The sequence below is a fragment of the Streptomyces sp. NPDC042336 genome (genome assembly GCF_055581985.1).
Genome location: NZ_JBVJEA010000011.1, coordinates 199342 through 221325, shown reverse-complemented (window position 1 = coordinate 221325; position 21984 = coordinate 199342). Strand labels below are relative to the sequence as shown.

20 protein-coding genes are annotated in these 21984 nt (G+C 71.6%); 9 read left to right on the top strand and 11 right to left on the bottom strand.

Going from position 1 to position 21984, the window contains the following annotated elements; translation table 11 throughout:
- Positions 1-152 precede the first annotated feature (152 nt).
- Genes ACZ6IM_RS24335 through ACZ6IM_RS24290 form a run of 10 tightly spaced genes read right to left on the bottom strand, consistent with a single transcriptional unit; the run spans position 153 to position 10299 of the window.
- Positions 153-1700: an NADH-quinone oxidoreductase subunit N gene (locus ACZ6IM_RS24335; RefSeq protein ID WP_052839503.1), complete on the bottom strand. Its 1548-nt coding sequence runs from the start codon at positions 1698-1700 to the stop codon at positions 153-155.
- Complete coding sequence (locus tag ACZ6IM_RS24330; RefSeq protein ID WP_469559017.1) at positions 1697-3277, bottom strand: NADH-quinone oxidoreductase subunit M; 1581 nt, start codon at positions 3275-3277, stop codon at positions 1697-1699. Before ACZ6IM_RS24330 ends, ACZ6IM_RS24335 begins: the two co-directional genes overlap by 4 nt.
- Positions 3278-3283: 6 nt before the next feature.
- Positions 3284-5278 (bottom strand): NADH-quinone oxidoreductase subunit 5 family protein, encoded by a 1995-nt coding sequence (locus ACZ6IM_RS24325; RefSeq protein WP_469559014.1) that lies wholly within the window; start codon positions 5276-5278, stop codon positions 3284-3286.
- Positions 5275-5667, bottom strand: coding sequence for an NADH-quinone oxidoreductase subunit NuoK (gene nuoK / locus ACZ6IM_RS24320; protein ID WP_104634603.1), 393 nt, complete (start codon positions 5665-5667; stop codon positions 5275-5277). Before nuoK ends, ACZ6IM_RS24325 begins: the two co-directional genes overlap by 4 nt.
- Positions 5667-6290: an NADH-quinone oxidoreductase subunit J family protein gene (locus ACZ6IM_RS24315; protein ID WP_469559011.1), complete on the bottom strand. Its 624-nt coding sequence runs from the start codon at positions 6288-6290 to the stop codon at positions 5667-5669. The genes nuoK and ACZ6IM_RS24315 overlap by 1 nt, the downstream gene beginning before the upstream one ends.
- Positions 6287-6847, bottom strand: coding sequence for a NuoI/complex I 23 kDa subunit family protein (locus ACZ6IM_RS24310; RefSeq protein ID WP_469559008.1), 561 nt, complete (start codon positions 6845-6847; stop codon positions 6287-6289). Before ACZ6IM_RS24310 ends, ACZ6IM_RS24315 begins: the two co-directional genes overlap by 4 nt.
- Positions 6847-7815 (bottom strand): complex I subunit 1/NuoH family protein, encoded by a 969-nt coding sequence (locus tag ACZ6IM_RS24305; protein WP_052839497.1) that lies wholly within the window; start codon positions 7813-7815, stop codon positions 6847-6849. The genes ACZ6IM_RS24310 and ACZ6IM_RS24305 overlap by 1 nt, the downstream gene beginning before the upstream one ends.
- Complete coding sequence (locus tag ACZ6IM_RS24300) at positions 7812-9251, bottom strand: NADH-quinone oxidoreductase subunit C (RefSeq protein ID WP_469559004.1); 1440 nt, start codon at positions 9249-9251, stop codon at positions 7812-7814. Before ACZ6IM_RS24300 ends, ACZ6IM_RS24305 begins: the two co-directional genes overlap by 4 nt.
- A complete protein-coding gene (locus tag ACZ6IM_RS24295) occupies positions 9248-9868 on the bottom strand; it encodes an NADH-quinone oxidoreductase subunit B (RefSeq protein WP_469559001.1) in 621 nt (206 codons plus the stop codon). The genes ACZ6IM_RS24300 and ACZ6IM_RS24295 overlap by 4 nt, the downstream gene beginning before the upstream one ends.
- Positions 9859-10299, bottom strand: a complete 441-nt coding sequence (locus ACZ6IM_RS24290; protein WP_052839494.1) for an NADH-quinone oxidoreductase subunit A — start codon at positions 10297-10299, stop codon at positions 9859-9861. Before ACZ6IM_RS24290 ends, ACZ6IM_RS24295 begins: the two co-directional genes overlap by 10 nt.
- Before the next feature lie 186 nt (positions 10300-10485).
- Here ACZ6IM_RS24290 and ACZ6IM_RS24285 point away from each other — a divergent pair, with 186 nt between their 5' ends.
- From ACZ6IM_RS24285 to rarD, 7 genes are all read left to right on the top strand, one after another.
- Positions 10486-11712, top strand: a complete 1227-nt coding sequence (locus ACZ6IM_RS24285) for a sensor histidine kinase (RefSeq protein ID WP_469558998.1) — start codon at positions 10486-10488, stop codon at positions 11710-11712.
- Between the two features lie 112 nt (positions 11713-11824).
- Complete coding sequence (locus tag ACZ6IM_RS24280; RefSeq protein ID WP_052839492.1) at positions 11825-13192, top strand: sensor histidine kinase; 1368 nt, start codon at positions 11825-11827, stop codon at positions 13190-13192.
- Between the two features lie 301 nt (positions 13193-13493).
- Positions 13494-14153 carry a response regulator transcription factor gene (locus ACZ6IM_RS24275; RefSeq protein ID WP_469559144.1) on the top strand — a complete coding sequence of 220 codons (660 nt, stop codon included), beginning with the start codon at positions 13494-13496 and terminating at the stop codon, positions 14151-14153.
- A gap of 268 nt (positions 14154-14421) precedes the next feature.
- A complete protein-coding gene (locus tag ACZ6IM_RS24270) occupies positions 14422-16359 on the top strand; it encodes a 2-oxoacid:acceptor oxidoreductase subunit alpha (RefSeq protein ID WP_469558994.1) in 1938 nt (645 codons plus the stop codon).
- On the top strand, positions 16352-17410 hold the full coding sequence (locus tag ACZ6IM_RS24265; protein WP_052839490.1) for a 2-oxoacid:ferredoxin oxidoreductase subunit beta: 1059 nt from the start codon (positions 16352-16354) through the stop codon (positions 17408-17410). Before ACZ6IM_RS24270 ends, ACZ6IM_RS24265 begins: the two co-directional genes overlap by 8 nt.
- A gap of 158 nt (positions 17411-17568) precedes the next feature.
- Positions 17569-18423: an SDR family oxidoreductase gene (locus ACZ6IM_RS24260; protein ID WP_052839489.1), complete on the top strand. Its 855-nt coding sequence runs from the start codon at positions 17569-17571 to the stop codon at positions 18421-18423.
- 143 nt (positions 18424-18566) lie between these two features.
- Complete coding sequence (gene rarD, locus ACZ6IM_RS24255) at positions 18567-19622, top strand: EamA family transporter RarD (protein ID WP_052839488.1); 1056 nt, start codon at positions 18567-18569, stop codon at positions 19620-19622.
- Positions 19623-19643: 21 nt separating this feature from the next.
- Here rarD and ACZ6IM_RS24250 read toward each other — a convergent pair whose 3' ends face one another.
- Positions 19644-20288 carry a CGNR zinc finger domain-containing protein gene (locus ACZ6IM_RS24250; protein WP_469558989.1) on the bottom strand — a complete coding sequence of 215 codons (645 nt, stop codon included), beginning with the start codon at positions 20286-20288 and terminating at the stop codon, positions 19644-19646.
- Between the two features lie 21 nt (positions 20289-20309).
- Here ACZ6IM_RS24250 and ACZ6IM_RS24245 point away from each other — a divergent pair, with 21 nt between their 5' ends.
- Positions 20310-20780 (top strand): VOC family protein, encoded by a 471-nt coding sequence (locus ACZ6IM_RS24245; protein WP_469558986.1) that lies wholly within the window; start codon positions 20310-20312, stop codon positions 20778-20780.
- 236 nt (positions 20781-21016) lie between these two features.
- Positions 21017-21982, top strand: a complete 966-nt coding sequence (locus tag ACZ6IM_RS24240) for a M28 family metallopeptidase (protein WP_469558984.1) — start codon at positions 21017-21019, stop codon at positions 21980-21982.
- Positions 21983-21984 lie beyond the last annotated feature (2 nt).

Sequence of the window (21984 nt, the reverse complement as noted above, 5' to 3'; positions counted from 1 at the left end):
CGTACTGGTCAACGCCAGGCGAGGGCCACCAGTTCCCCGGCGCCCGGCGCGGCACCTGTGGTCCGTACGGGTGACAGCCGCGGCGTACGGCACGCGCGCGTGGAGCCGGGTGCCGTACGCGCGCGTGCCCGGGCGGGTGCGTGCGGGTGCGGTCAGAAGAGCCCGGTGTCGGCGAAGCGCAGGATCAGCTGGGGTGCTCCGGAGAGGGCGACGGCGAGGACCGCGGTCACGGTGATCGCGGCGGTGAGGGGGCCGGGGGCACGGTGGCCGGCGGTCGCTTCCTTGGGCGCCCGGAACAGCAGAGCCGTCCATTGGAGGTAGTAGAAGAGGGCGATCACCACGTTGACGGCCATGACGACGGCCAGCCAGCCGAGTCCGGCGTCGACGGCCGCGGTGAACACCGTGACCTTGGCGAACAGGCCGATGACACCCGGCGGCAGCCCGGCGAGGCAGAGCAGGAAGAAGGCCAGGATCAGGGCGGTGAGGGGGTTGGACGCGTACAGGCCGCGGTAGTCCGCGACGCGGTTGAGTGCCCTCGTGCGGCCCACCAGCACGGCCACCGCGAAGGCGCCGAGGTTCACCGCGGCGTACATGAGGGCGTAGGCGACGGTGGAGCCGATCGAGCGTTCGGGGTCGTCGGAGTACGCGGCGGCGGCGATCGGCACCAGGAGGTAGCCGGCCTGGCCGACGGACGACCAGGCGAGCAGGCGTACCGCGCTGTACGCGCGCGTGGCCTGCTGCCGGAGGGCGCCGACGTTGCCGACGGTCATGGTGAGCGCGGCCAGTGCCGCGAGGGCGGGGCCCCAGACGTCCGCGTAGGACGGCAGGGCGACGACCGTGACCAGGATGAGGCCGGAGAAGCCGACCGCCTTGCCGATCACGGACAGGTAGGCCGCGATCGGCAGGGGGGCGCCCACGTAGGTGTCGGGCACCCAGAAGTGGAAGGGGACGGCGGCCGTCTTGAAGGCGAAGCCGACGAGGGTGAGGACGACGCCGGTCTGGGCGAGGGTCGTGAACTGCCCGTCGACCTGCTGGATGCGGTCGGCCACCTGGGTGAGGTAGAGGGTGCCGGTGGTGGCGTACACGAAGCTGATGCCCATGAGGCTGACCGCTGTCGCCGTGACCGAGGACAGGAAGAACTTCAGGGCCGCTTCGGAGGACCTGCGGTCGCCCTGCCGGAGGCCGACCAGGGCGAAGGCGGGCAGGGAGGCGACCTCCAGAGCGACGACGAGGGTCGCGAGGTCGCGGGAGGCGGGCAGGAGCGCGGCGCCGGCGGCGGAGGAGAGCAGCAGGAACCAGAACTCGCCCTCGGGCAGTCCCCGGTCGGCGTCCTTCACCGCGGTGACGGACAGGAGGGCGGTCAGCAGGGCGCCGCCGAGGACCAGGAACTGGATCGCGAGGGTGAAGGTGTCCGCGGTGTAGCTGCAGACGCGGGGCTCGCCGGCCAGGCAGAACGTCGAGCGGTCGTCGTTCACCAGGGGCAGCAGCATGAGGGCGGAGGCGGCGAGTCCGGCGACCGAGAACCAGCCGAGCAGGGACTTGCGGGCGTCCTTGACGAACAGGTCGGTGACGAGGACGACGAGTCCCACGACCGCCGTGATGGTGGGGGGCGCGATGGCGAGCCAGTCGACGGACTGGACGAGGTTCTGGGCCAGTGGCTGCGTCAGGGGCTCGGCGAGGAGCTGGACCGGGGAGCTCATCGGGTGCCTCCTGAGAGGAGCTGCTGCACGGCCGGGTCGGTCAGCCCGAGGAGGGTCCTGGGCCACAGTCCGGCGACGACGGTGAGGGCGACGAGCGGCGTCCAGGCGGCGAACTCGTAGGTGCGCACGTCGGCGAGCTTCGGCTGCGGGGCGTCCTGCGGTACGGCGCCCATGCAGACGCGGCGGACCACGATCAGCATGTACGCGGCGGTCAGCAGGGTGCCGAAGGCAGCGATGGCCATGAAGGTGAGGAAGGTGGGGCGGCTGAGGTCGTCGTGCGGGTCGAACGCGCCGAACAGGGCGAGCATCTCGCCCCAGAACCCGGCCAGGCCCGGCAGACCGAGCGAGGCGACCGCGGCGAAGGCGAGCAGTCCGCCCAGGCGCGGTGCCCTGCCGTACAGGGCGTGACCGGACTCCTCGGCGAGGGCGTCGAGGTCGGTGGTCCCGGTGCGGTCCTTGAGCGCGCCGACCACGAAGAAGAGCAGGCCGGTGATGAGGCCGTGGGCGATGTTGGCGAAGAGTGCGCCGTTCACGCCGGTCGGGGTCATGGTCGCGACACCGAGCAGGACGAAGCCCATGTGGCCGACGGAGGAGTAGGCGATGAGGCGCTTGAGGTCGCCCCTGGCGCCTCTTCTGGCGAGGGCCAGGCAGGCCAGGGAGCCGTAGATGATGCCGACCACGGCAAAGGCGGCGAGGTAGGGCGCGAAGGTGCGGAAGCCGTCCGGCGCGACCGGGAGCAGGATCCGGACGAACCCGTACGTACCCATCTTCAGCAGGACACCGGCCAGCAGGACCGAGCCGACGGTCGGCGCGGCGGTGTGGGCGTCGGGCAGCCAGCTGTGCAGCGGCCACATCGGGGTCTTGACCGCAAGCCCGATCCCGATCGCCAGAACGGCGATGACCTGCACGGATGTGGTCAGCGACCGGCCGTTGTCAGTGGCGAGTGCCACCATGTCGAATGTACCCGCCGTGATTCCGATCAGGAGCAGGCCGAGCAGCATGACGACGGAGCCGAGGAGCGTGAAGAGGATGAACTTCCAGGCGGCCCCGGCCCGTCCCTCGCCGCCCCAGCGGGCGATGAGGAAGTACATCGGGATGAGGACCGTCTCGAAGGCGAGGAAGAACAGGATCAGGTCGAGGACGGCGAAGGTCGCGAGGGTGCCGGACTCCAGGACGAGCAGCAGCGCGACGAATGCCTTGGGGCTCGGGCCCGTTGGCATCTTGAAGTACGAGTAGAGCGCGCAGAGGAAGGTCAGCAGCGCGGTCAGGACCAGCAGGGGGAGGGAGATGCCGTCGATGCCGAGGTGGATGCGTACGTCGAGTGCGGGGATCCAGCTGATGTCCGTGCTGGCCTGCATCTTCGACGGATGGTCGTGGTCGAAGCCGAGCACGAGGACGACCGCCGCGACCAGGACGACGCCGGTGACGGTGACGCCGTGCCGGAGCACGGCCTGCTCGGGTGACTTCCCCTTCAGTCCGGGCGGGGCCGGCAGAAGGGCGGCGGCGGCGCCGAGGAGCGGGCCGACGACGATGAACGCGAGAAGGACCTGCATCACGGACTCGTTGATATCGATCACGCCTGCTCACGCTCCCGTGGCGACGAGGACGGCGGCGACCGCGAGGACGACGGTGCCGGCGAGCAGCGCGCTCACATAGGTCTGCACATTGCCGGTCTGGGCACGCCGTACGGCGGCCCCGAGCAGGCGGGGCAGTGCGCCCGCCGCTCGTACGTAGGTGTCGACGACCTCGCGGTCCAGGAACCGGACGAGGCTTGCGCCTGCCGTGACCGGGCGGACGAAGAGGGCCGTGTACACCGCGTCCAGATGGAAGCCGGCGGCCGCGTGCCGGTGCACCGGGCCCAGCAGAAGGCGTCCCGGATCCGAGGGGTCGGGCGCGGAGGCGAGGTCTCCGTAGGCGGGCCGGTGGGCGGCGATGGCCTCGGCCTCCACCAGGGCGGCGTCGCCCTCGGGGTGGGCCGCGACGGCGCCCATCGGGGTGCGGGCCGCGAGCGCCGAGGTGTGCCGCCAGGCGGCGTAGGTGACGATGCCGCCGACCAGCGCCACTCCCGTGCCCAGCACGGAGGTGGTGAGGGTCGGGGTGAGGTCGTGGCCGTCGAACCAGTCGGGCAGCAGTCGGAAGGCGAGTCCGCCCAGGGCGAGTGAGGGGAGGGCGAGCACCCAGAGCACGGCGTTCATGACCACCGGCTGCCTGCCGTGGTCGGGGGCCTCGGCGCCTCGGCCGCGGAAGGCCAGCAGCCACAGGCGGGTGGCGTAGGCGGCGGTGAGCAGGGCCGTGATCAGAGCGGCGACGAGCACGGTCCAGCCCGCGGCGCCGGGCGCGTGCTCGGTGTGGCCGGTGGCGACGTGCTCCGCGGCGCCGAGGACCGACTCCTTGGAGAAGAAGCCGCTGAAGGGCGGGATCGCGGCGAGCGCGAGCAGGGCCACGGTCATCGTCCAGTAGGCGTCCGGGACGCGTTCGCGCAGGCCCCGCATACGGGACATGGCGGCCAGCGAGTTGGTGCCGGCGGCGTGGATGATCAGGCCGGCGGCGAGGAACAGGAGCGCCTTGAAGGCGCCGTGGGACAGGAGGTGGAAGACGGCGGCACCCCGGTCGCCGGTGGCGAGGGCACCGGTCATGTAGCCGAGCTGTCCGATCGTCGAGTAGGCCAGGACGCGTTTGATGTCGTCCTGGGCGAGGGCGGCGAGCGCGGAGCCGACCATCGTGACGGCGGCCATGACGGCCAGGACGACCATCGCGGCCCGTGAGGCCTCGAAGAGCGGAAGGAGCCGGGCGACGAAGTACACACCGGCGGCGACCATCGTCGCGGCGTGGATCAGCGCGGAGACGGGTGTCGGGCCCGCCATCGCGTCGGGGAGCCAGGTGTGCAGGGGGAACTGCGCCGACTTGCCCGCCACACCGGCCAGGAGGAGCAGGGCGATCACCGTCGGGTGGTCGAGCGATCCGTCGGCCACCGCGCCGAGGATCCGGGTGATGCGGAAGGAGCCCGCCTCGGTGGCCAGCGCCAGCAGACCGATCAGGAAGGGGACGTCGCCGAGCTTGGTCACCAGGAATGCCTTGAGGGAGGCGGCGCGCGCCTCGGGGGTCTCCCAGTAGTGGCCGACCAGGAAGTACGAGCAGATGCCCATGACCTCCCAGCCGACCAGCAGCACCATCAGGTCGCCGGAGTAGACGACGAGGAACATCGCGGAGGTGAACAGGGAGACGAGAGCGGCGTACGAGGGGTAGCGCGGGTCGTCGCGCAGATAGCCCGTCGAGTAGATCTGCACGCAGGCGGCGACGGTGCCGACCAGAAGGGCGACGAGGGCGGCGAAGCCGTCGATGTGCAGGGCGAGTTCGATCGGGACCGAACCGGTGGGGGTCAGCTCCGTGACGGCGTCGAGGGCCGGGCCGCCGCCCTGACGGGCCGCGATGACTGCGGCCAGGACGAGGGCCGCCAGCGTCGGCAGCACGGCGAGGGGGCGGACGAACCCGGGTGCCGACCGGCCGAGCAGGAGACCGGCGGCAGCCCCGAGGAAGGGAAGGAGGGGGACGAGTACGGCGAGGGTGGTCGTGGTCACGCGGTGGCCTCAGCCTTCTCGGCGGCCGTCCCGGTCGCGGGGGTGTCGGTGCCGGGGCCGTCGGGTTCGTGGCCCTCGGCCGTGTCGCGGAGCTTGTCGATGTCAGAGGTGCCGCGGTTGCGGTGGACGGCGAGGACGATCGCCAGGCCGATGCCGATCTCGGCGGCCGCGATGGCGATGGTGAACAGGGTGAGGGCCTGGCCGGAGTGCAGGGTCTCCTCCGCGGCCCTGCTGAGCCAGACGTCGAAGGCGACCAGATTGAGGTTGACGGCGTTGAGCATCAGCTCGACCGACATCAGGACCAGGATCGCGTTGCGGCGGGCGAGGACGCCGTAGAGGCCGGTGCAGAACAGGAGGGCGGAGAGGACGGCTGGATAGGCGAGGTGCATCAGCGGACACCGTCCGTTTGGGAGGGGCCGGCCTGGGTGGTTCCTGTCTGGGATGTTCCTGCCCCGGGGGCCTCGCCCGCGCGGGCCGCCTTGGCCTTGCGGGACAGGACGATGGCGCCGACCAGGGCGGCGAGGAGGAGTACCGAGAGAGCCTCGAAGGGCAGGACCCAGTTCTGGAAGAGGCTCGCTCCGGTGACGGCGGTGGAGCCGGCGGCCGGGCCGTCCAGGTCGATCCAGGTGGTGCGGAAGGCGTCGACGACGACCCACACCAGGGCCGCGGCGGAGGCCACGGCCACGGTGAGCGCGGCCCAGCGGTTGCCGGAGTCGGCGTCCGGGGACCGTCCGATGGGCGCCCTGGTGAGCATCAGCCCGAACAGGATGAGGACGACGACAGCACCGACGTAGATGAGGACCTGGACCCAGGCGATGAACTCGGCGGTGAGCAGCAGGTATTCGACGGCGAGGCCGCCCAGGGCCACCACCAGCCACAGGGCGGCGTGGACGAGCTGGGGGGTGGTGACGGTGATGACGGCGGCTCCGAGCGTGACCAGGCCGACGAGGAGGAAGGCGATCTCCACGCCGGTCGGGGACAGGAAGCCGTGGGATCCGGCGGCGAGGATCACGACTGGTCCTCCTGTCCGGGCTGGTCCGTCCGCTGCTGCGCGGCCAGCTTGTCGACGGCCTTGCGGGCGGCGGCGAGTTCCTTGGGCTCCTCCGCGCCGGGGTCAAGGGCGGGCGGGGCCGGCACGGTCCACATCCACTCGCGGAGCTTGTCCCGCTCGTGGGTGAGGTCGCGGATGTCGGTCTCGGCGTACTCGAACTCCGGGGACCAGAACAGGGCGTCGAAAGGACAGACCTCGATGCAGATACCGCAGTACATGCACAGGGAGAAGTCGATGGCGAAACGGTCGAGGACGTTGCGGCTGCGGTCGCGTCCGCCGGGGGCGGCCGCCGGGACCGTCTCCTTGTGGGAGTCGATGTAGATGCACCAGTCGGGGCACTCTCGGGCGCACAGCATGCAGACCGTGCAGTTCTCCTCGAACAGGCCGATCACGCCGCGGGTACGGGGCGGCAGTTCGGGCTGGGCGTCCGGGTACTGCTCGGTGACGGTCTTCCTCGTCATCGTGCGCAGGGTGACGGCCAGGCCCTTGGCCAGGCCGCTGCCGGGGACGGGGGCCATTACGCGATCACCACCTTGACGACGCCGGTGAGGGCGATCTGGGCGAGGGAGAGGGGGACGAGGAGCGTCCAGGACAGTTTCTGGAGCTGGTCCTCGCGCAGACGCGGATAGGTGACGCGCAGCCAGATCACGACGAAGGCGAGGACGGCCGCCTTGAGCAGGGTCCACACCCAGCCGAGGCCGTCGGCGCCCCAGGGGCCGTGCCAGCCGCCCAGGAAGAGGACGGTGGTCAGACCGCACAGGACGACGATTCCGGCGTATTCGGCGAGGAGGAACAGGGCGAAGCGCAGGCCGGTGTACTCGGTGTAGGCGCCGAAGATGATCTCCGAGTCGGCGACCGGCATGTCGAACGGGGGGCGCTGCAGTTCGGCCAGTCCGGCGACGAAGAAGACGAGCGCGCCGACGATCTGCCAGGGCAGCCACCACCACTCGAAGGCGTCGAGGATGCCGACGAGGGAGACCGTGCCGGCCGCCATGGCCACGGAGGCCGCGGTCAGCAGCATCGGGAGTTCGTAGGCGAGGAGCTGGGCGGCGGTACGCAGGCCGCCGAGGAGGGAGAACTTGTTGGCCGAGGACCAGCCCGCCATGAGCGAGCCGAGGACGCCCACGCCCATGACGGCGAGGACGAAGAAGACGCCCGCGTCGACGACCTGACCGACCGCGCCCTCCCCGGGCCCGACCGGGATGGCCAGGAGAACCAGGAGGTACGGGAGCAGGGCCACGGCCGGGGCGAGCTGGAAGATGCGGCGGTCCGCGTCGGCGGGGACCACGTCCTCCTTCTGCGCGAACTTCACGCCGTCCGCGACGAGCTGGGCCCAGCCGTGGAAACCACCCGCGTACATCGGGCCCAGCCGGCCCTGCATGTGGGCCATCACCTTGTGCTCGGTCTGGCCGACGATCAGGGGGAACGCGAGGAAGACGACGAAGACGGCCAGAAGGCGCAGGGTGACGTCGAGCGCGTCGTTCACTGCGGGCCTCCTGAGGAGTTCGGCGGATCGGGCGGGGTGTCGGTGTCGCCGGGGGCGTCGGGCTCCTTCGGAGCGTCGGAGTCCTGGGGAGCCTCCGACTCGTGGGCGGCCTCTGGCCCGTCGTCGGGAGTGTCCGGTGTCTCCTCGGAAGGCTCCGGCTCCTCGGTGGCGGCAGGCTCGGCGAACGCCGGGCGGGCGTGATGCCACGGGGCGTCCGGGCTGCGCGGTGCCGAGGGCGTCGGCTTCGGGGCCGGTTCCTCGGTGGGCGAGGGCGCGGTGCCGCCCCGCGTGTCGTCGCCGGAACCCGCGTCGTCCGGCTGCCCAGCGTCGGCGGCCTCCCGCTGGCTCGCCGAGCCCTGCGACGCACTCCGGCTACGCCGTGGGCCGACCGTGCCGGCGACTTCCCGCCGTCCGGCGGCCGGCTGCCCGGTGTCCTGCTGGCCGGAGCCCTGGCGACCGGAGTCCTGCCGTCCGGAGCCCTGCCGACCGGAGTCCTGCTGTCCGGAGCCCTGCCGACCGGAGTCCTGCCGGCCGGCGGCCTGCCGGCCGGAGTCCGTATCGCCACCGGCCGCGTCCGTCGGACCGGCCGCTCGTTGGGAGGCGGAGCCCTGGCTCGCACTGCGTGACCGCCGCGGTGCCGGCGCGGCCGTCGGCTCGCCGGCCGGGGAGGTCTGGCCGGCCGAGCCCTCGGCCGCCGTACGGGAGCGGCGCGGCGCGGCCGGGGTCTCGGTGGCCGGAGCCGTCTGGCCGACGGAGCCCTCGGCGGCCGTACGGGTCCGGCGGGCGGGGCGTTCGCCCGCTCCACGGGCCGGGCGCTCCCCCGCCGCACGCCCCGCGCCTCGGGCCGGGCGGGCGGGAGCGGGAGGCAGCTGGCCCTTCAGCGGGCCCCATTCGTTGGGGTCGGGGACGCCCGGCGGCAGCATCTGGCGGCGACGGGGACCGCCGTGCTCGGACTCGCCGGGCTCCTTGGCCCCGGGCCAGGCCTTGGCGACACGGGCGGCGAGGACGAAGTCCTTGCGCAGCGGGTGGCCCTCGAAGCCCTCCGGCAGGAGCAGGTGGTCCAGCGCGGGGTGGTCCTCGAAGGCGACACCGAACATCTCGTGGGTCTCGCGCTCGTGCCAGGCCGCGCCCGCGTACACCGCGACGGCGGTGGGCAGCACCGGGGCGTCGTGCGGGACGGTCGTCCGCAGCAGCAGCCTGCGTACCGGTCCGAGCGCCACGACATGCGCCGCGACGCGGAACCCGGTGCCCGGCTCGTCGACCGCGCTCAGCCAGTCGAAGTAGGTGCAGCCGAGCCGGTCACGCGCCGTCTCCAGGGCGGTGATCCAGGACGTGGGCGGCACGTCGACGGTCAGGAGGCCGTACGACTCCGCTGCCGTGGCGTCCGGTCCGAAGAGCTCCTCGGCGTCGGCGGGCAGCCAGCCGACCGCGGTCATCGGTCCTCCTCGGCGTCGGAGGCCGGGGCGGGCGGTCGCACCAGGCCGCTCCGCAGCGCGGCCGTCGACGGGCGGGGCGGGGTGCCGTACCGCTCCCCCAGCGACTCCCGCGCGATCTTCTCCTGGAGCTTGAGGATCCCCTGGAGCAGCGCCTCGGGGCGCGGCGGGCAGCCGGGGACGTAGACGTCGACGGGGATGATCTGGTCGACGCCCTTCGTCACGGAGTAGGAGTCCCAGTAGGGGCCGCCGCAGTTGGAGCAGGCGCCGAAGGAGATGACGTACTTCGGCTCGGGCATCTGCTCGTACAGGCGTTTGACGGCCGGCGCCATCTTGTCGGTCACCGTGCCCGAGACGACCATCAGGTCGGCCTGGCGGGGGCCGGGCGCGAACGGGATCACACCGAGGCGGATGAAGTCGTGGCGGGCCATCGACGCGGCGATGAACTCGATCGCGCAGCAGGCGAGGCCGAAGTTGAAGACCCAGAGCGAGTAGCGCCGGCCCCAGTTCAGGACGACCTTCATCGGCTCCGGGGCGAGGCGTGCGAGCGTGCCCAGCCTCTTGGGCTCGGGGAGCGGCACGGGTGCCGGGTCGGTGCGGTCGGCGGGCTTCACGTCCACGACAGGACGCCCTTCTTGTATGCGTACAACAGACCCACGGCGAGGAAGCCGAGGAAGATGAACATCTCCACGAGGGTCGTGGCCCCGTAACCAGGGTCGGCGAAGACCGTGGCCCAGGGGAAGAGGAAGATCGAGTCGACCGCGAAGATGACGTAGAGGAAGGCGTAGACGTAGTAGCGGACCTGGGTGTGTGCCCAGCCCTCTCCGACGGGGTCGACGCCGCACTCGTAGGTGAGCAGCTTCTCGGGCGTCGGGACCACCGGTCGCAGCAGACGTCCGGCGCCGAAGGCCACGGCGACGAAGAGCACCCCCACGACGGCGAGCAGGCCGACGACCGAATAGGACTGGAAGTAGTCCGCGGCGAGCCCGACGGGTGCGTCGGCGGCGGTCGCATCGCCGGCGATCACGGCACCGACGGTCGGTTCCGGCACGTGCGTCCCTCGCTCCCTGTCGTGAACGCTGGTGTTCGACGATCTGTACGCACGGGAGTCTAGGGCCTGATAAAGACACGGTAAGCAGCCCGTCGCACCTTGGGACGCGGGGGTGGGGTTTTCCTCAGTGCGTCCCGGCGGCCCACCTCATGGCGCGGCGCCGCGCCGCACGGCACGCTGACGTGTATGACCGAACGCCTCTCGACCTCCAGCCTCGCCGGGACCACCGGCGCAGCGGCCGGCGACCGCCTGCCTCCGGCCCGTTTCGCCTACGACCGGCACACCTGGAAGGAGATCGCCCATCTGCTGGCGAATCTCCCGGCGGCGCTGCTCGGATTCGTCTACGTCGTGACGACGCTGTCCGTCGGCATCGGGTTGACGGTCACGGTGATCGGGCTCCCGCTGCTGGCGGCCGGTCTGCTGGGCGCGCGGCAGCTGGGCAAGCTGGAGCGGGCGCGGGCCCGGACGCTGCTCGGCGTGCGGGTGGACGAGCCGAGCCCGCTGCCGCTGCGGGCCAGGCGCGGCTTCTTCGCACAGTTGTGGATGTCCTTGAAGGACCCGGTGGGCTGGCGCACGGTGCTGTACGAGTTCATCAGGTTCCCCTGGGGCGTTCTCACCTTCGTCGTCACCCTGACGTCGTTGTTCGTGCTGTGGCCGGTGCTGCCGTTCGTCGCGCGGGGCCTCACCAACGTCGACCGGGCCATGGTGCGCGGGCTGCTGTCACCCTCCGACGAACTGGAGCGGCGGATCGCCGAGCTGGAGTCGGACCGGGGGGTCGTGGTCGACACGGCCGCGGCCGACCTGCGGCGCATCGAGCGCGACCTGCACGACGGGGCGCAGGCCCGCCTGGTCAACCTCGCGATGGGGCTGGGCCTGGCCAAGGAGAAGCTCCTGGAGGACCCGGACGCGGCGGCGGCCATGGTCGACGAGGCGCACGGCGAGGTGAAGCTGGCCCTTCAGGAGTTGCGGGACCTGGCTCGCGGGATCCATCCGGCCGTCCTGACCGACCGGGGCCTGGACGCGGCGCTCTCCTCGGTCGCCTCCCGCTGCACCGTGCCGGTCAGGGTGACCGTCGACCTGGCGGAGCGCCCCGCGCCCGCCATCGAGGGCATCGCCTACTTCACCGTCTCGGAGCTGCTCCAGAACGTCAGCAAGCACAGCGGGGCCGGCTCGGCCTCCGTGGAGGTGTGGCGGTCGTCCGACCGGCTGCTCATACAGGTGGGGGACAACGGCCGCGGGGGCGCGCGTCTCGACGGCGGTACGGGGATGAAGGGCCTCGCCGACCGGCTGTCGGCCGTCGACGGTCTCTTCGTCGTCGACTCCCCGGAGGGCGGCCCGACGCTGATCACGGCCGAGCTGCCGTGGCGCGACCGCGCGGAGGCCGACGCGGCCGGCTCTCCCGCCAGGAGGTAGGGAAAACCCCCCTCCCCGGACGCCGACGGGCTCCATTGGCCGCGGACGTGCGGCCGAGGAGGGTGGAGGTACGACGGCACAGCCGCAGACGACGAGGAGAAGGACGGCACCGATGGCCACGGAATACGGACAGGGTTACGGGCTCGGGAGCGGGTCCGGCTTCCCCGGGGACGCCGGTGCGCGGCGCCACCGGCTGCCGGCGGGACTGCGGGCACCGTTCGAGGCGCGCAGCTGGCGGGAGTTCGGCTACGTCCTGATGGGCCTGCCGGTCGCCGTCCTGCTCTTCACCTACGCCGTGACCATGGTGTCGCTGGGGGCGGGCCTGCTGGTGACGTTCCTGGGGGTGCCGGTGCTGGCGGCCGCACTCGCCGGGTGCCGGGGCTTCGGGGCGATGGAGCGGGCACGGGCCCGCGCCCTGCTGGGTCTGCGGGTGGCCGACCCGGAGCCGCTGCGGCTGAAGAAGCAGGGCGCGATGGGCTGGATGGGAGCCGTGCTCAAGAGCGGCACCTCCTGGCGGAGCCTGCTGTACGCGCTGGTGCAGTTCCCCTGGGCCGTGTTCTCGTTCGTTGTCGCCGTGACCGTCTGGGCGGTCGGGTGGGCGATGCTGACGTACCCGCTGTGGTTCTGGGTGTTCCCGATGTACGCCGGCCAGGACGGGCTCCAGCTGTACGGCGACGAGACGCACCGGATCTACCTGGACAACCCCTTCGAGATCGCCGTGACCGCGCTGGTCGGGCTCCTGTTCACCCTGGCGACGCCGTGGCTGGTCAGGGCGCTGACCATGGTGGACCGGGTCATGGTGCACGGGCTGCTGGGACCGTCGCGGCTGGCGACGCGGGTGGTGGAGCTGGAGTCGGACCGGGGGGTCGTGGTCGACACGGCCGCGGCCGACCTGCGGCGCATCGAGCGCGACCTGCACGACGGGGCCCAGGCCCGCCTGGTCAGCCTGGCCATGGACCTGGGCCTGGCCAAGGAGAAGCTGAAGGAGGACCCCCGGGCCGCGGCCGTCATGGTGGACGAGGCGCACGGCGAGGTGAAGACGGCGCTCCAGGAACTGCGGGACCTGGCTCGGGGCATCCACCCCGCGGTGCTGACCGACCGTGGCCTGGACGCGGCGCTCTCCTCGGTCGCCTCCCGCTGCACCGTGCCGGTACGGGTGGAGGTCGACCTGGTGGAGCGGCCGGCGTCGGCGATCGAGGGCATCGCCTACTTCACCGTCTCGGAGCTGCTCCAGAACATAAGCAAGCACTCGAGGGCCACGTCGGCCGCCGTGGAGGTGTGGCGGGTGGAGAACCGGCTGATGCTCCAGGTCGTGGACAACGGCGTGGGCGGGGCGCAGACCTCGGCCGGGTCCGGGCTGGCGGGTCTGGCGGACCGGCTCGACGCGGTGGACGGGATCCTCGTGGTGGACTCGCCCGCCGGGGGGCCGACGCGGATCACGGCGGAGCTGCCGTGGCGGAACGAGCCGGTCACCGGCTGACCGGCACGAGGCAGGCGGCGGGTCCGGTGGGGTGACCGGAACCCGCCGACGGGAACCGGCCGTCAAGAACCCGCCGACGGGAACCCGTCGCCGGGAACCGGCCGTCAAGAACCGGCCATCGAGTGGACCGCACCCGGAGCGATACCCAGGACTTCCCTTTTCTCTTCCCGTTCCCCGAGGGCATCCGGCCTCCGATGCTGGGATGCTGGACCTGTCGCACGGACGGTTCGTGGACGCGGCGTGGGCCGCGGGGGCCGTCAGGTGCACGGGCTGTGGGGGGCCGAGGATCGTGGAGGACAGGGTGCGGGTGGTCATCGCCGAGGATTCAGTGCTGCTCCGAGAGGGGCTGACCCGGTTGCTGACCGACCGCGGGCTCGAGGTCGTGGCCGGTGTCGGCGACGGTGAGGCACTGATCAAGACCATCACCGAGCTGGATGCGCAGGGCGAGTTGCCGGACGTCGTGGTGGCGGACGTGAGGATGCCGCCGACGCACACCGACGAGGGGGTGCGGGCGTCGGTGCTGCTGCGCAAGGCTCATCCCGGTCTCGGCGTGCTGGTGCTGTCCCAGTACGTGGAGGAGCGCTACGCGACGGAGCTGCTGGCCGGTTCCAGCCGGGGCGTCGGGTATCTGCTCAAGGACCGGGTGGCCGAGGTCCGGGAGTTCGTGGACGCCGTGGTTCGGGTGGCGCAGGGCGGTACGGCGCTGGACCCGGAGGTGGTCGCGCAGTTGCTCGGGCGCAGCCGCAAGCAGGACGTGCTGGCGGGGCTCACCCCGCGTGAGCGGGAGGTGCTGGGGCTGATGGCCGAGGGCCGGACGAACTCGGCGATCGCCCGGCAGCTCGTCGTGAGCGACGGGGCCGTCGAGAAGCACGTCAGCAACATCTTCATGAAGCTGGGTCTGTCCCCGAGCGACGGTGATCACCGGAGGGTGCTCGCCGTGCTCACCTATCTCAATTCCTGACATCAGCGGCCCACGCCTCGGAAAGACCGGCCGGGCCCGGCGACGCGGACGCTCATCCGGACGAATGAGAAACCGGAGGCGGGCGCGGTGCGTCCTCGACGGTGCCGGAGCAGAAAAGCCCTGGGATTCCAGGGCTGTGGGTCATCTCGAAGTCGTGTCCATCATGCGAATCTCCACCGGAAGTCATCGCGTGCGGACGTAGGGTTGATCCCGGGACGGTCGGTGGGAGACCAGTCCCCGGACAGCCGTCCCTAGGGAGGTCCAGTAAGTGACCAGCCAGGTCAGCAGCCCAGCGGAGCAGGCCGACGGTACCGACGAGACCGTCGTGGGAGCGCAGCGCAAACCGGTCGGGGCGAAGGACGTCCGCCGGCTGGACCGGGTGATCATCCGGTTCGCGGGTGACTCGGGCGACGGAATGCAGCTCACCGGCGACCGTTTCACCTCGGAGACCGCGTCGTTCGGCAACGATCTGTCGACGCTGCCGAACTTCCCGGCCGAGATCCGGGCACCCGCCGGCACCCTGCCGGGCGTCTCGTCCTTCCAGCTGCACTTCGCCGACCACGACATCCTCACGCCGGGCGACGCGCCCAACGTGCTGGTGGCGATGAACCCGGCCGCGCTGAAGGCGAACGTGGGCGACCTGCCCCGCGGCGCGGAGATCATCGTCAACACGGACGAGTTCACCAAGCGGGCGATGCAGAAGGTCGGCTACGACACCTCTCCGCTGGAGGACGGCTCGCTCGACGGGTACCACCTGCATCCGGTGCCGTTGACCACGCTGACCGTCGAGGCGCTCAAGGATTTCGACCTCAGCCGCAAGGAGGCCGAGCGCAGCAAGAACATGTTCGCGCTCGGACTGCTGAGCTGGATGTACCACCGGCCCACCGAGGGCACGGAGAAGTTCCTGAAGTCGAAGTTCGCGAAGAAGCCGGACATCGCCGCAGCCAACATCGCGGCCTACCGGGCCGGCTGGAACTTCGGTGAGACGACCGAGGACTTCGCGGTCTCCTACGAGGTGGCACCGGCGGCGACGGCCTTCCCGCCCGGCACCTACCGCAACATCTCCGGGAACCTGGCCCTGTCCTACGGCATGATCGCCGCGTCCCGGCAGGCGGATCTGCCGCTGTTCCTGGGCTCGTACCCGATCACCCCGGCTTCGGACATCCTGCACGAGCTGTCCCGGCACAAGAACTTCGGCGTGCGCACCTTCCAGGCCGAGGACGAGATCGCCGGCATCGGCGCGGCGCTCGGTGCGGCCTTCGGCGGGTCGCTGGCGGTGACGACGACGAGCGGTCCGGGGGTGGCGCTGAAGAGCGAGACGATCGGGCTCGCGGTGAGTCTGGAGCTGCCGCTGCTGGTGGTGGACATCCAGCGCGGCGGTCCGTCCACCGGTCTGCCGACCAAGACGGAGCAGGCCGACCTGCTGCAGGCGATGTACGGGCGCAACGGCGAGGCGCCGGTTCCGATCGTGGCCCCGCGCACCCCGGCCGACTGCTTCGAGGCCGCCCTGGAGGCCGCGCGGATCGCGCTGACGTACCGGACGCCGGTCTTCCTGCTCTCCGACGGCTACCTGGCCAACGGCTCGGAGCCGTGGCGGATCCCCGAGCCGGACGAGTTGCCGGACCTGACGGTGCGGTTCGCGCAGGGGCCCAACCACACCCTGGAGGACGGCTCCGAGGTGTTCTGGCCCTACAAGCGCGACCCGCACACCCTGGCCCGTCCCTGGGCCGTGCCCGGCACGCCCGGCCTGGAGCACCGGATCGGCGGCATCGAGAAGCAGGACGGCACGGGGAACATCTCCTACGACCCGGCCAACCACGACTTCATGGTCCGCACCCGCCAGGCGAAGGTGGACGGCATCGAGGTCCCCGACCTGGAGGTCGACGACCCGGACGGCGCGCGGACCCTCGTGCTGGGCTGGGGCTCGACGTACGGGCCGATCACGGCGGCGGTGCGGCGGATCCGCAAGGAGGGCGGCCGGATCGCCCAGGCCCACCTGCGCCACCTCAACCCCTTCCCGGCCAACCTCGGCGCGGTGCTGAAGCGGTACGACAAGGTGGTGGTCCCGGAGATGAACCTCGGGCAGCTCGCCACCCTGATCCGGGCGAGGTATCTGGTCGACGCCCGCTCGTACAACCAGGTCAACGGCATGCCGTTCAAGGCGGAACAGCTCGCCACCGTCCTGAAGGAGACCATCGATGGCTGACACCAACGCACTGCTCCAGCTCGTCCCCAGGGCCGAGGGCAAGCAGTCCATGAAGGACTTCAAGTCCGATCAGGAAGTGCGCTGGTGCCCCGGCTGCGGCGACTACGCCATCCTCGCCGCCGTGCAGGGCTTCATGCCCCAGCTCGGTCTGGCGAAGGAGAACATCGTCTTCGTCTCCGGCATCGGCTGCTCCTCCCGCTTCCCGTACTACATGAACACCTACGGGATGCACTCCATCCACGGCCGCGCCCCCGCCATCGCCACCGGCCTCGCGGCCTCGCGGCGCGACCTGAGCGTGTGGGTCGTCACCGGTGACGGCGACGCGCTCTCCATCGGCGGCAACCACCTCGTCCACGCCCTGCGCCGCAACGTCAACCTCAAGATCCTGCTGTTCAACAACCGGATCTACGGCCTGACCAAGGGCCAGTACTCCCCCACCTCCGAGGTCGGCAAGATCACCAAGTCGACGCCGATGGGATCCCTGGACGCGCCCTTCAACCCGGTCTCCCTCGCCCTCGGCGCGGAGGCGTCCTTCGTCGCCCGGACCGTCGACTCCGACCGCAAGCACCTCACCGAGGTCCTGCGCCAGGCCGCCGACCACCCCGGCACCGCCCTGATCGAGATCTACCAGAACTGCAACATCTTCAACGACGGCGCCTTCGACGCCCTCAAGGACAGGGAGCAGGCCGAGGAGGCGGTGATCCGCCTGGAGCACGGGCAGCCGATCCGCTTCGGCGCCGGCGGCGCCAAGGGCGTCGTACGCGATCCGCGCACCGGTGACCTGGAGGTCGTCACCGTCACAGCGGACAACGAGGCGGACGTCCTGGTCCACGACGCCCACGCCGCGTCCCCGACCACGGCCTTCGCGCTCTCCCGTCTCGCCGACCCGGACACCCTGCACCACACGCCGATCGGTGTCCTGCGCTCGGTCGAGCGGCCGGTCTACGACACGCTCATGTCCGACCAGCTCGACGCCGCCGTCGAGCAGAACGGCAAGGGCGACCTCGCCGCACTGCTCGCGGGCGGCGACACCTGGACGGTCGTCGGCTGACAGACCGCCGTTCACAGCACACGAGGGCCCGGGCGCACAGCGTCCGGGCCCTGTGCCTTACCCAAAGGTAAGTACCTTACTTCAGAGTTGGCACTTTCCTTCAGATAGCGCAGCCTTTAGGGTTAGTGGCAACACACCCCCCAAGGAGCGCTGACACCATGAGCATCGTCGTCACCGGAGCCACCGGACACCTGGGCCGCCACGTCGTGCGGCAACTGCTGGAGAAGGTGCCCGCCGACCAGGTCACCGCCGTCGTCCGGGACCGCGACAAGGCCGCCGACCTCGCCGCCCGGGGCGTACGGCTCGCGGTCGCCGACTACAACGCCCCCGAGACCTTCGACGGTCTGTTCGCGTCCGGCGACCGGGTGCTGCTGATCTCCGGGAACGAGTTCGACAAGGGCCGCGTGCGGCAGCACACGATCGTGATCGACGCGGCGAAGAAGGCCGGTGTCGCCCTGCTCGCCTACACCAGCGCCCCCAGCAGCCTCAAGGCCGCGCTCGCCGACGACCACCGCGCCACCGAGGAGGTACTGCTCGGCTCGGGCGTGCCGTACGTGCTGCTGCGCAACGGCTGGTACCACGAGAACTACACCGAGCAGCTCGCCCCGGTCCTGGAGCACGGCGCCGTGGTGCAGGCGGCCGGCGAGGGCCGGGTCTCCTCCGCCTCCCGCGCGGACTACGCGGCCGCCGCCGTCGCCGTACTGACCGGCGAGGGCCACGAGAACACGGCGTACGAGCTGGGCGGCGACGAGGCCTGGAGCTTCGCCGAGTACGCCGCCGAGCTGAGCAGGCAGACGGGCAAGGAGATCGTCTACAACCCCGTCTCCGTCGAGGCCTACACCGGCATCCTGACCGGCGCCGGGGTGCCGGGACCGCTCGCGGACGTCTTCGCGGGCGTGGACGCCGCCATCGCCCGGGGCGAGCTGGTGGTCTCCACCGGCGACCTCTCCCGGCTGGCCGGCCGCCCGACGACGCCGCTCGCGGAGGCCGTCAGCGCCGCCCTCAAAGGCTGACTCCGCCCTCCCCCGCACACACCCACCTCGCCTGTCATGACCGTATTCCGATACGGGCATGACAGGCGGCCGGGTGCGGCGCTACCTTCGTCCTGGCATGCCTCCCCCGTCCCCGGCATGCCGTGTGCGAGAAGGAGGTGCCCGTGGCCGGGTCGTCCAGGAGTGAGCAGCGCATAGGCCTGCTCAACGGCTTCGCGGCGTACGGGATGTGGGGCCTCGTCCCGCTGTTCTGGCCGCTGCTCAAGCCCGCCGGGGCCGGGGAGATCCTCGCCCACCGGATGGTGTGGTCCCTCGCCTTCGTCGCCGTCGCGCTGCTCTTCGTGCGGCGCTGGGCCTGGGCCGGGGAGCTGCTGCGGCAGCCGCGCAGGCTCGCGCTCGTCACGGTTGCCGCCGCGGTGATCACCGTCAACTGGGGCGTCTACATCTGGGCCGTGAACAGCGGCCACGTCGTCGAGGCGTCGCTCGGGTACTTCATCAACCCGCTGGTCACCATCGCGATGGGAGTGCTGCTGCTCAAGGAGCGGCTGCGGCCCGCGCAGTGGGCGGCGGTCGGCACCGGCTTCGCGGCCGTGCTCGTCCTCACCATCGGCTACGGCCAGCCGCCGTGGATCTCGCTCTGCCTCGCCTTCTCCTTCGCCACCTACGGACTGGTGAAGAAGAAGGTCAACCTCGGCGGCGTCGAGTCGCTGGCCGCGGAGACGGCGATCCAGTTCCTGCCGGCGCTCGGTTATCTGCTGTGGCTGGGCGCCCGGGGCGAGTCGACCTTCACCACCGAGGGGCCCGGGCACTCGGCCCTGCTCGCCGCGACCGGCATCGTCACCGCGATCCCGCTGGTCTGCTTCGGCGCGGCGGCGATCCGCGTGCCGCTGTCCACGCTGGGGCTGCTGCAGTACCTGGCGCCGGTCTTCCAGTTCCTGCTCGGCGTCCTGTACTTCGGCGAGGCCATGCCGCCCGAGCGCTGGGCGGGCTTCGCGCTGGTCTGGCTGGCGCTGACGCTGCTGACCTGGGACGCCTTGCGCACGGCCCACCGGACGGCGCGGGCGCTGCGGGAGGGGCTGGACCGGGCGGGCGCGGGCGTACCGCCGGTCAAGGGGGGCGCCGCCACGCGGGAGTCGGGGGTGGTGGCCTCCGGGACTCCGGCGCCGGGTGCCACGGACGCGCCGCGGCAGCAGCACGGCACCAGGGCGGGGCAGCCGTAACGGCACCTCGTGAGCACGGGGTCAGTGCTCGTCCGGCGTCCGGCGGGCTCGGTGGGCGCGGACCTTCTCCCGGTTGCCGCAGTGTTCCATCGCGCACCAGCGGCGGCGGCCGGGACGCGAGGTGTCGACGAACAGCAAGTAGCAGTTGTGGGCACCGCACTCGCGGACGCGGTCCGCGTGCGGACCGGTGAGCAGTTCGATCGCGTCGCGTGCCACCGTCGACAGCAGCCGGGGCCCGGTGGCACCCGGGGCCCAGCCGCGCGTGCCGTCCGGTTCGAGGCGGGCGACGAGCGGGGGCGCGGCCGCGGCGGCGTTGACGACGTCCAGGTGGGCGGGGCGGAGGGGCCGCCCGTGGGCGCGGTCCGCGGCGAGGAGGAAGAGGGCGTCACGCAGGGTCCTGGCCCGTTCCACGTCCGCCCGGTCCACCGACAGGTCCAGCCCGTCCGGCAGCCGGCTGCGGTCGGCCCAGGCCATCAGATCGGCGGGCTCGTGCAGCACCTCCCAGCGCGCGAAGGGGCCCGGCCCTCCGGTCGTCAGCAGTTCGAGGCAGAGCGCGCCCGGGTCGAAGCGGAACGACCTGCCCTGGGACGACACCAGCGTCAGTCCGGGCGGACGGCCCGGGGCCGGCTTCGGTGATTTGGGCGATTCCGCTGTCGGCTCGGTCATGCAACCAGTATTAGTGGTTACATGACATCGACCTCAAGGCCCGCTCCCCTGCACATCAAGATCGTCATCGACGCGGCGGCTCCGCACGCCCAGGCGGACTTCTGGGCCGCGGCCCTCCACTACGAGGTGGAGGACAACAGCGCGCTCGTCGGGAAACTGCTGGGCTTCGGGGCGGTACCGGCGGAGTTGACCGTCGAGTCCCACGGCCGCCGCGCCTGGCGGGACCTGGCCGCCGTGCGCCACCCCGACGACCCCTTCCAGGAGGAGAGCGGCACCGGGCTGGGGCGGCGGCTGCTGTTCCAGCGCGTGCCGGAGGCCAAGACCGTCAAGAACCGGGTCCACCTCGACGTGCACGCGCCGGACGGCCGTCGGGAGGAGGAGGTCGCCCGGCTCGAGGCGCTGGGGGCGAGCGTGCAGCGGCAGGTGAAGGAGCCGGGCGGGGAGTGGGTGGTGATGGCGGACCCCGAGGGCAACGAGTTCTGCGTCCACTAGGACGGGGCGGGGCCGACCGGGCGCGACCGGGCGCGACCGGGTGCGACGGGGGCTCGATGGGCGCGACCGAGTGCGACCAGGTACTGCCGGGTGTGATCAGCGGACTTCCGGTATGTGCGACACCGTGGCCGAATAGCGGTCTTGACGGGCGGTCAGTCCCGCCCGCACCATCCAGGCACCCCATTCACTGCGGAGTCCCGTCCCCAGGGACCCCCTAGGAATCCGGAGCCCCCCACATGAAGCTCCTCCTTTCCGGGCGCGCACTGACGGCCGGAGCCGTCGCCGTCGCCACACTGGTGACCGGCGGTTCCGCCGCCGGAGCGGCGACCGCGCCCGTACACCCCACGGCCGCCGCCACTGCCGCCGCCGCGCCCGACATACCGATAGCCAACGTCAAGGCCCATCTCTCGCAACTGCAGTCGATCGCCACGGCGAACGGCGGCAATCGCGCCCACGGCCGCGCCGGCTACCAGGCCTCGCTCAACTACGTGAAGGCCAAGCTGGACGCGGCCGGGTTCACCACCCGCGTCCAGCAGTTCACGGCCTCGGGCCGCACCGGGTACAACCTGATCGCGGACTGGCCGGGTGGCGATGCCCAACAGGTTGTCATGGCCGGGTCACATCTGGACAGCGTCACCTCAGGCCCCGGCATCAACGACAACGGCTCCGGCTCCTCGGCTGTCCTGGAGACCGCGCTCGCCGTCGCCCGGTCCGGCTACCAGCCCACCAAGCACCTGCGCTTCGCCTGGTGGGGCGCGGAGGAGCTGGGACTCGTCGGCTCCCGCTACTACGTCAACAGCCTCGGCTCCGCCGAACGCGCGAAGATCAGCGGCTATCTGAACTTCGACATGATCGGCTCGCCCAACCCCGGCTACTTCGTCTACGACGACGATCCCACGATCGAGAAGACGTTCAAGGACTACTTCGCCGGCCTGGGCATCTCCACCGAGATCGAGACCGAGGGCGACGGACGCTCCGACCACGCGCCCTTCAAGAACGCCGGCGTCCGAGTGGGCGGCCTCTTCAGCGGCGCGGACTACCGCAAGACGTCCGCGCAGGCGGCCAAGTGGGGCGGCACCGTGGGCCAGCCGTTCGACCGCTGCTACCACTCGTCCTGCGACACGACCGCCAACATCAACGACACGGCCCTGGACCGCAACAGCGACGCCATCGCGTACGCGGTCTGGGAACTGTCGCAGTAGGT

Bases quoted from the DNA above. Each gene is read 5' to 3' on its own strand.
- ACZ6IM_RS24335 (WP_052839503.1), bottom strand. From the start codon at position 1,700: ATGAGCTCCCCGGTCCAGCTCCTCGCCGAGCCCCTGACGCAGCCACTG.
- nuoK (WP_104634603.1), bottom strand. From the start codon at position 5,667: ATGCACCTCGCCTATCCAGCCGTCCTCTCCGCCCTCCTGTTCTGCACC.
- ACZ6IM_RS24310 (WP_469559008.1), bottom strand. From the start codon at position 6,847: ATGGCCCCCGTCCCCGGCAGCGGCCTGGCCAAGGGCCTGGCCGTCACC.
- ACZ6IM_RS24300 (WP_469559004.1), bottom strand. From the start codon at position 9,251: ATGACCGCGGTCGGCTGGCTGCCCGCCGACGCCGAGGAGCTCTTCGGA.
- ACZ6IM_RS24285 (WP_469558998.1), top strand. From the start codon at position 10,486: ATGACCGAACGCCTCTCGACCTCCAGCCTCGCCGGGACCACCGGCGCA.
- ACZ6IM_RS24280 (WP_052839492.1), top strand. From the start codon at position 11,825: ATGGCCACGGAATACGGACAGGGTTACGGGCTCGGGAGCGGGTCCGGC.
- ACZ6IM_RS24265 (WP_052839490.1), top strand. From the start codon at position 16,352: ATGGCTGACACCAACGCACTGCTCCAGCTCGTCCCCAGGGCCGAGGGC.
- ACZ6IM_RS24260 (WP_052839489.1), top strand. From the start codon at position 17,569: ATGAGCATCGTCGTCACCGGAGCCACCGGACACCTGGGCCGCCACGTC.
- ACZ6IM_RS24250 (WP_469558989.1), bottom strand. From the start codon at position 20,288: ATGACCGAGCCGACAGCGGAATCGCCCAAATCACCGAAGCCGGCCCCG.
- ACZ6IM_RS24245 (WP_469558986.1), top strand. From the start codon at position 20,310: ATGACATCGACCTCAAGGCCCGCTCCCCTGCACATCAAGATCGTCATC.
- ACZ6IM_RS24240 (WP_469558984.1), top strand. From the start codon at position 21,017: ATGAAGCTCCTCCTTTCCGGGCGCGCACTGACGGCCGGAGCCGTCGCC.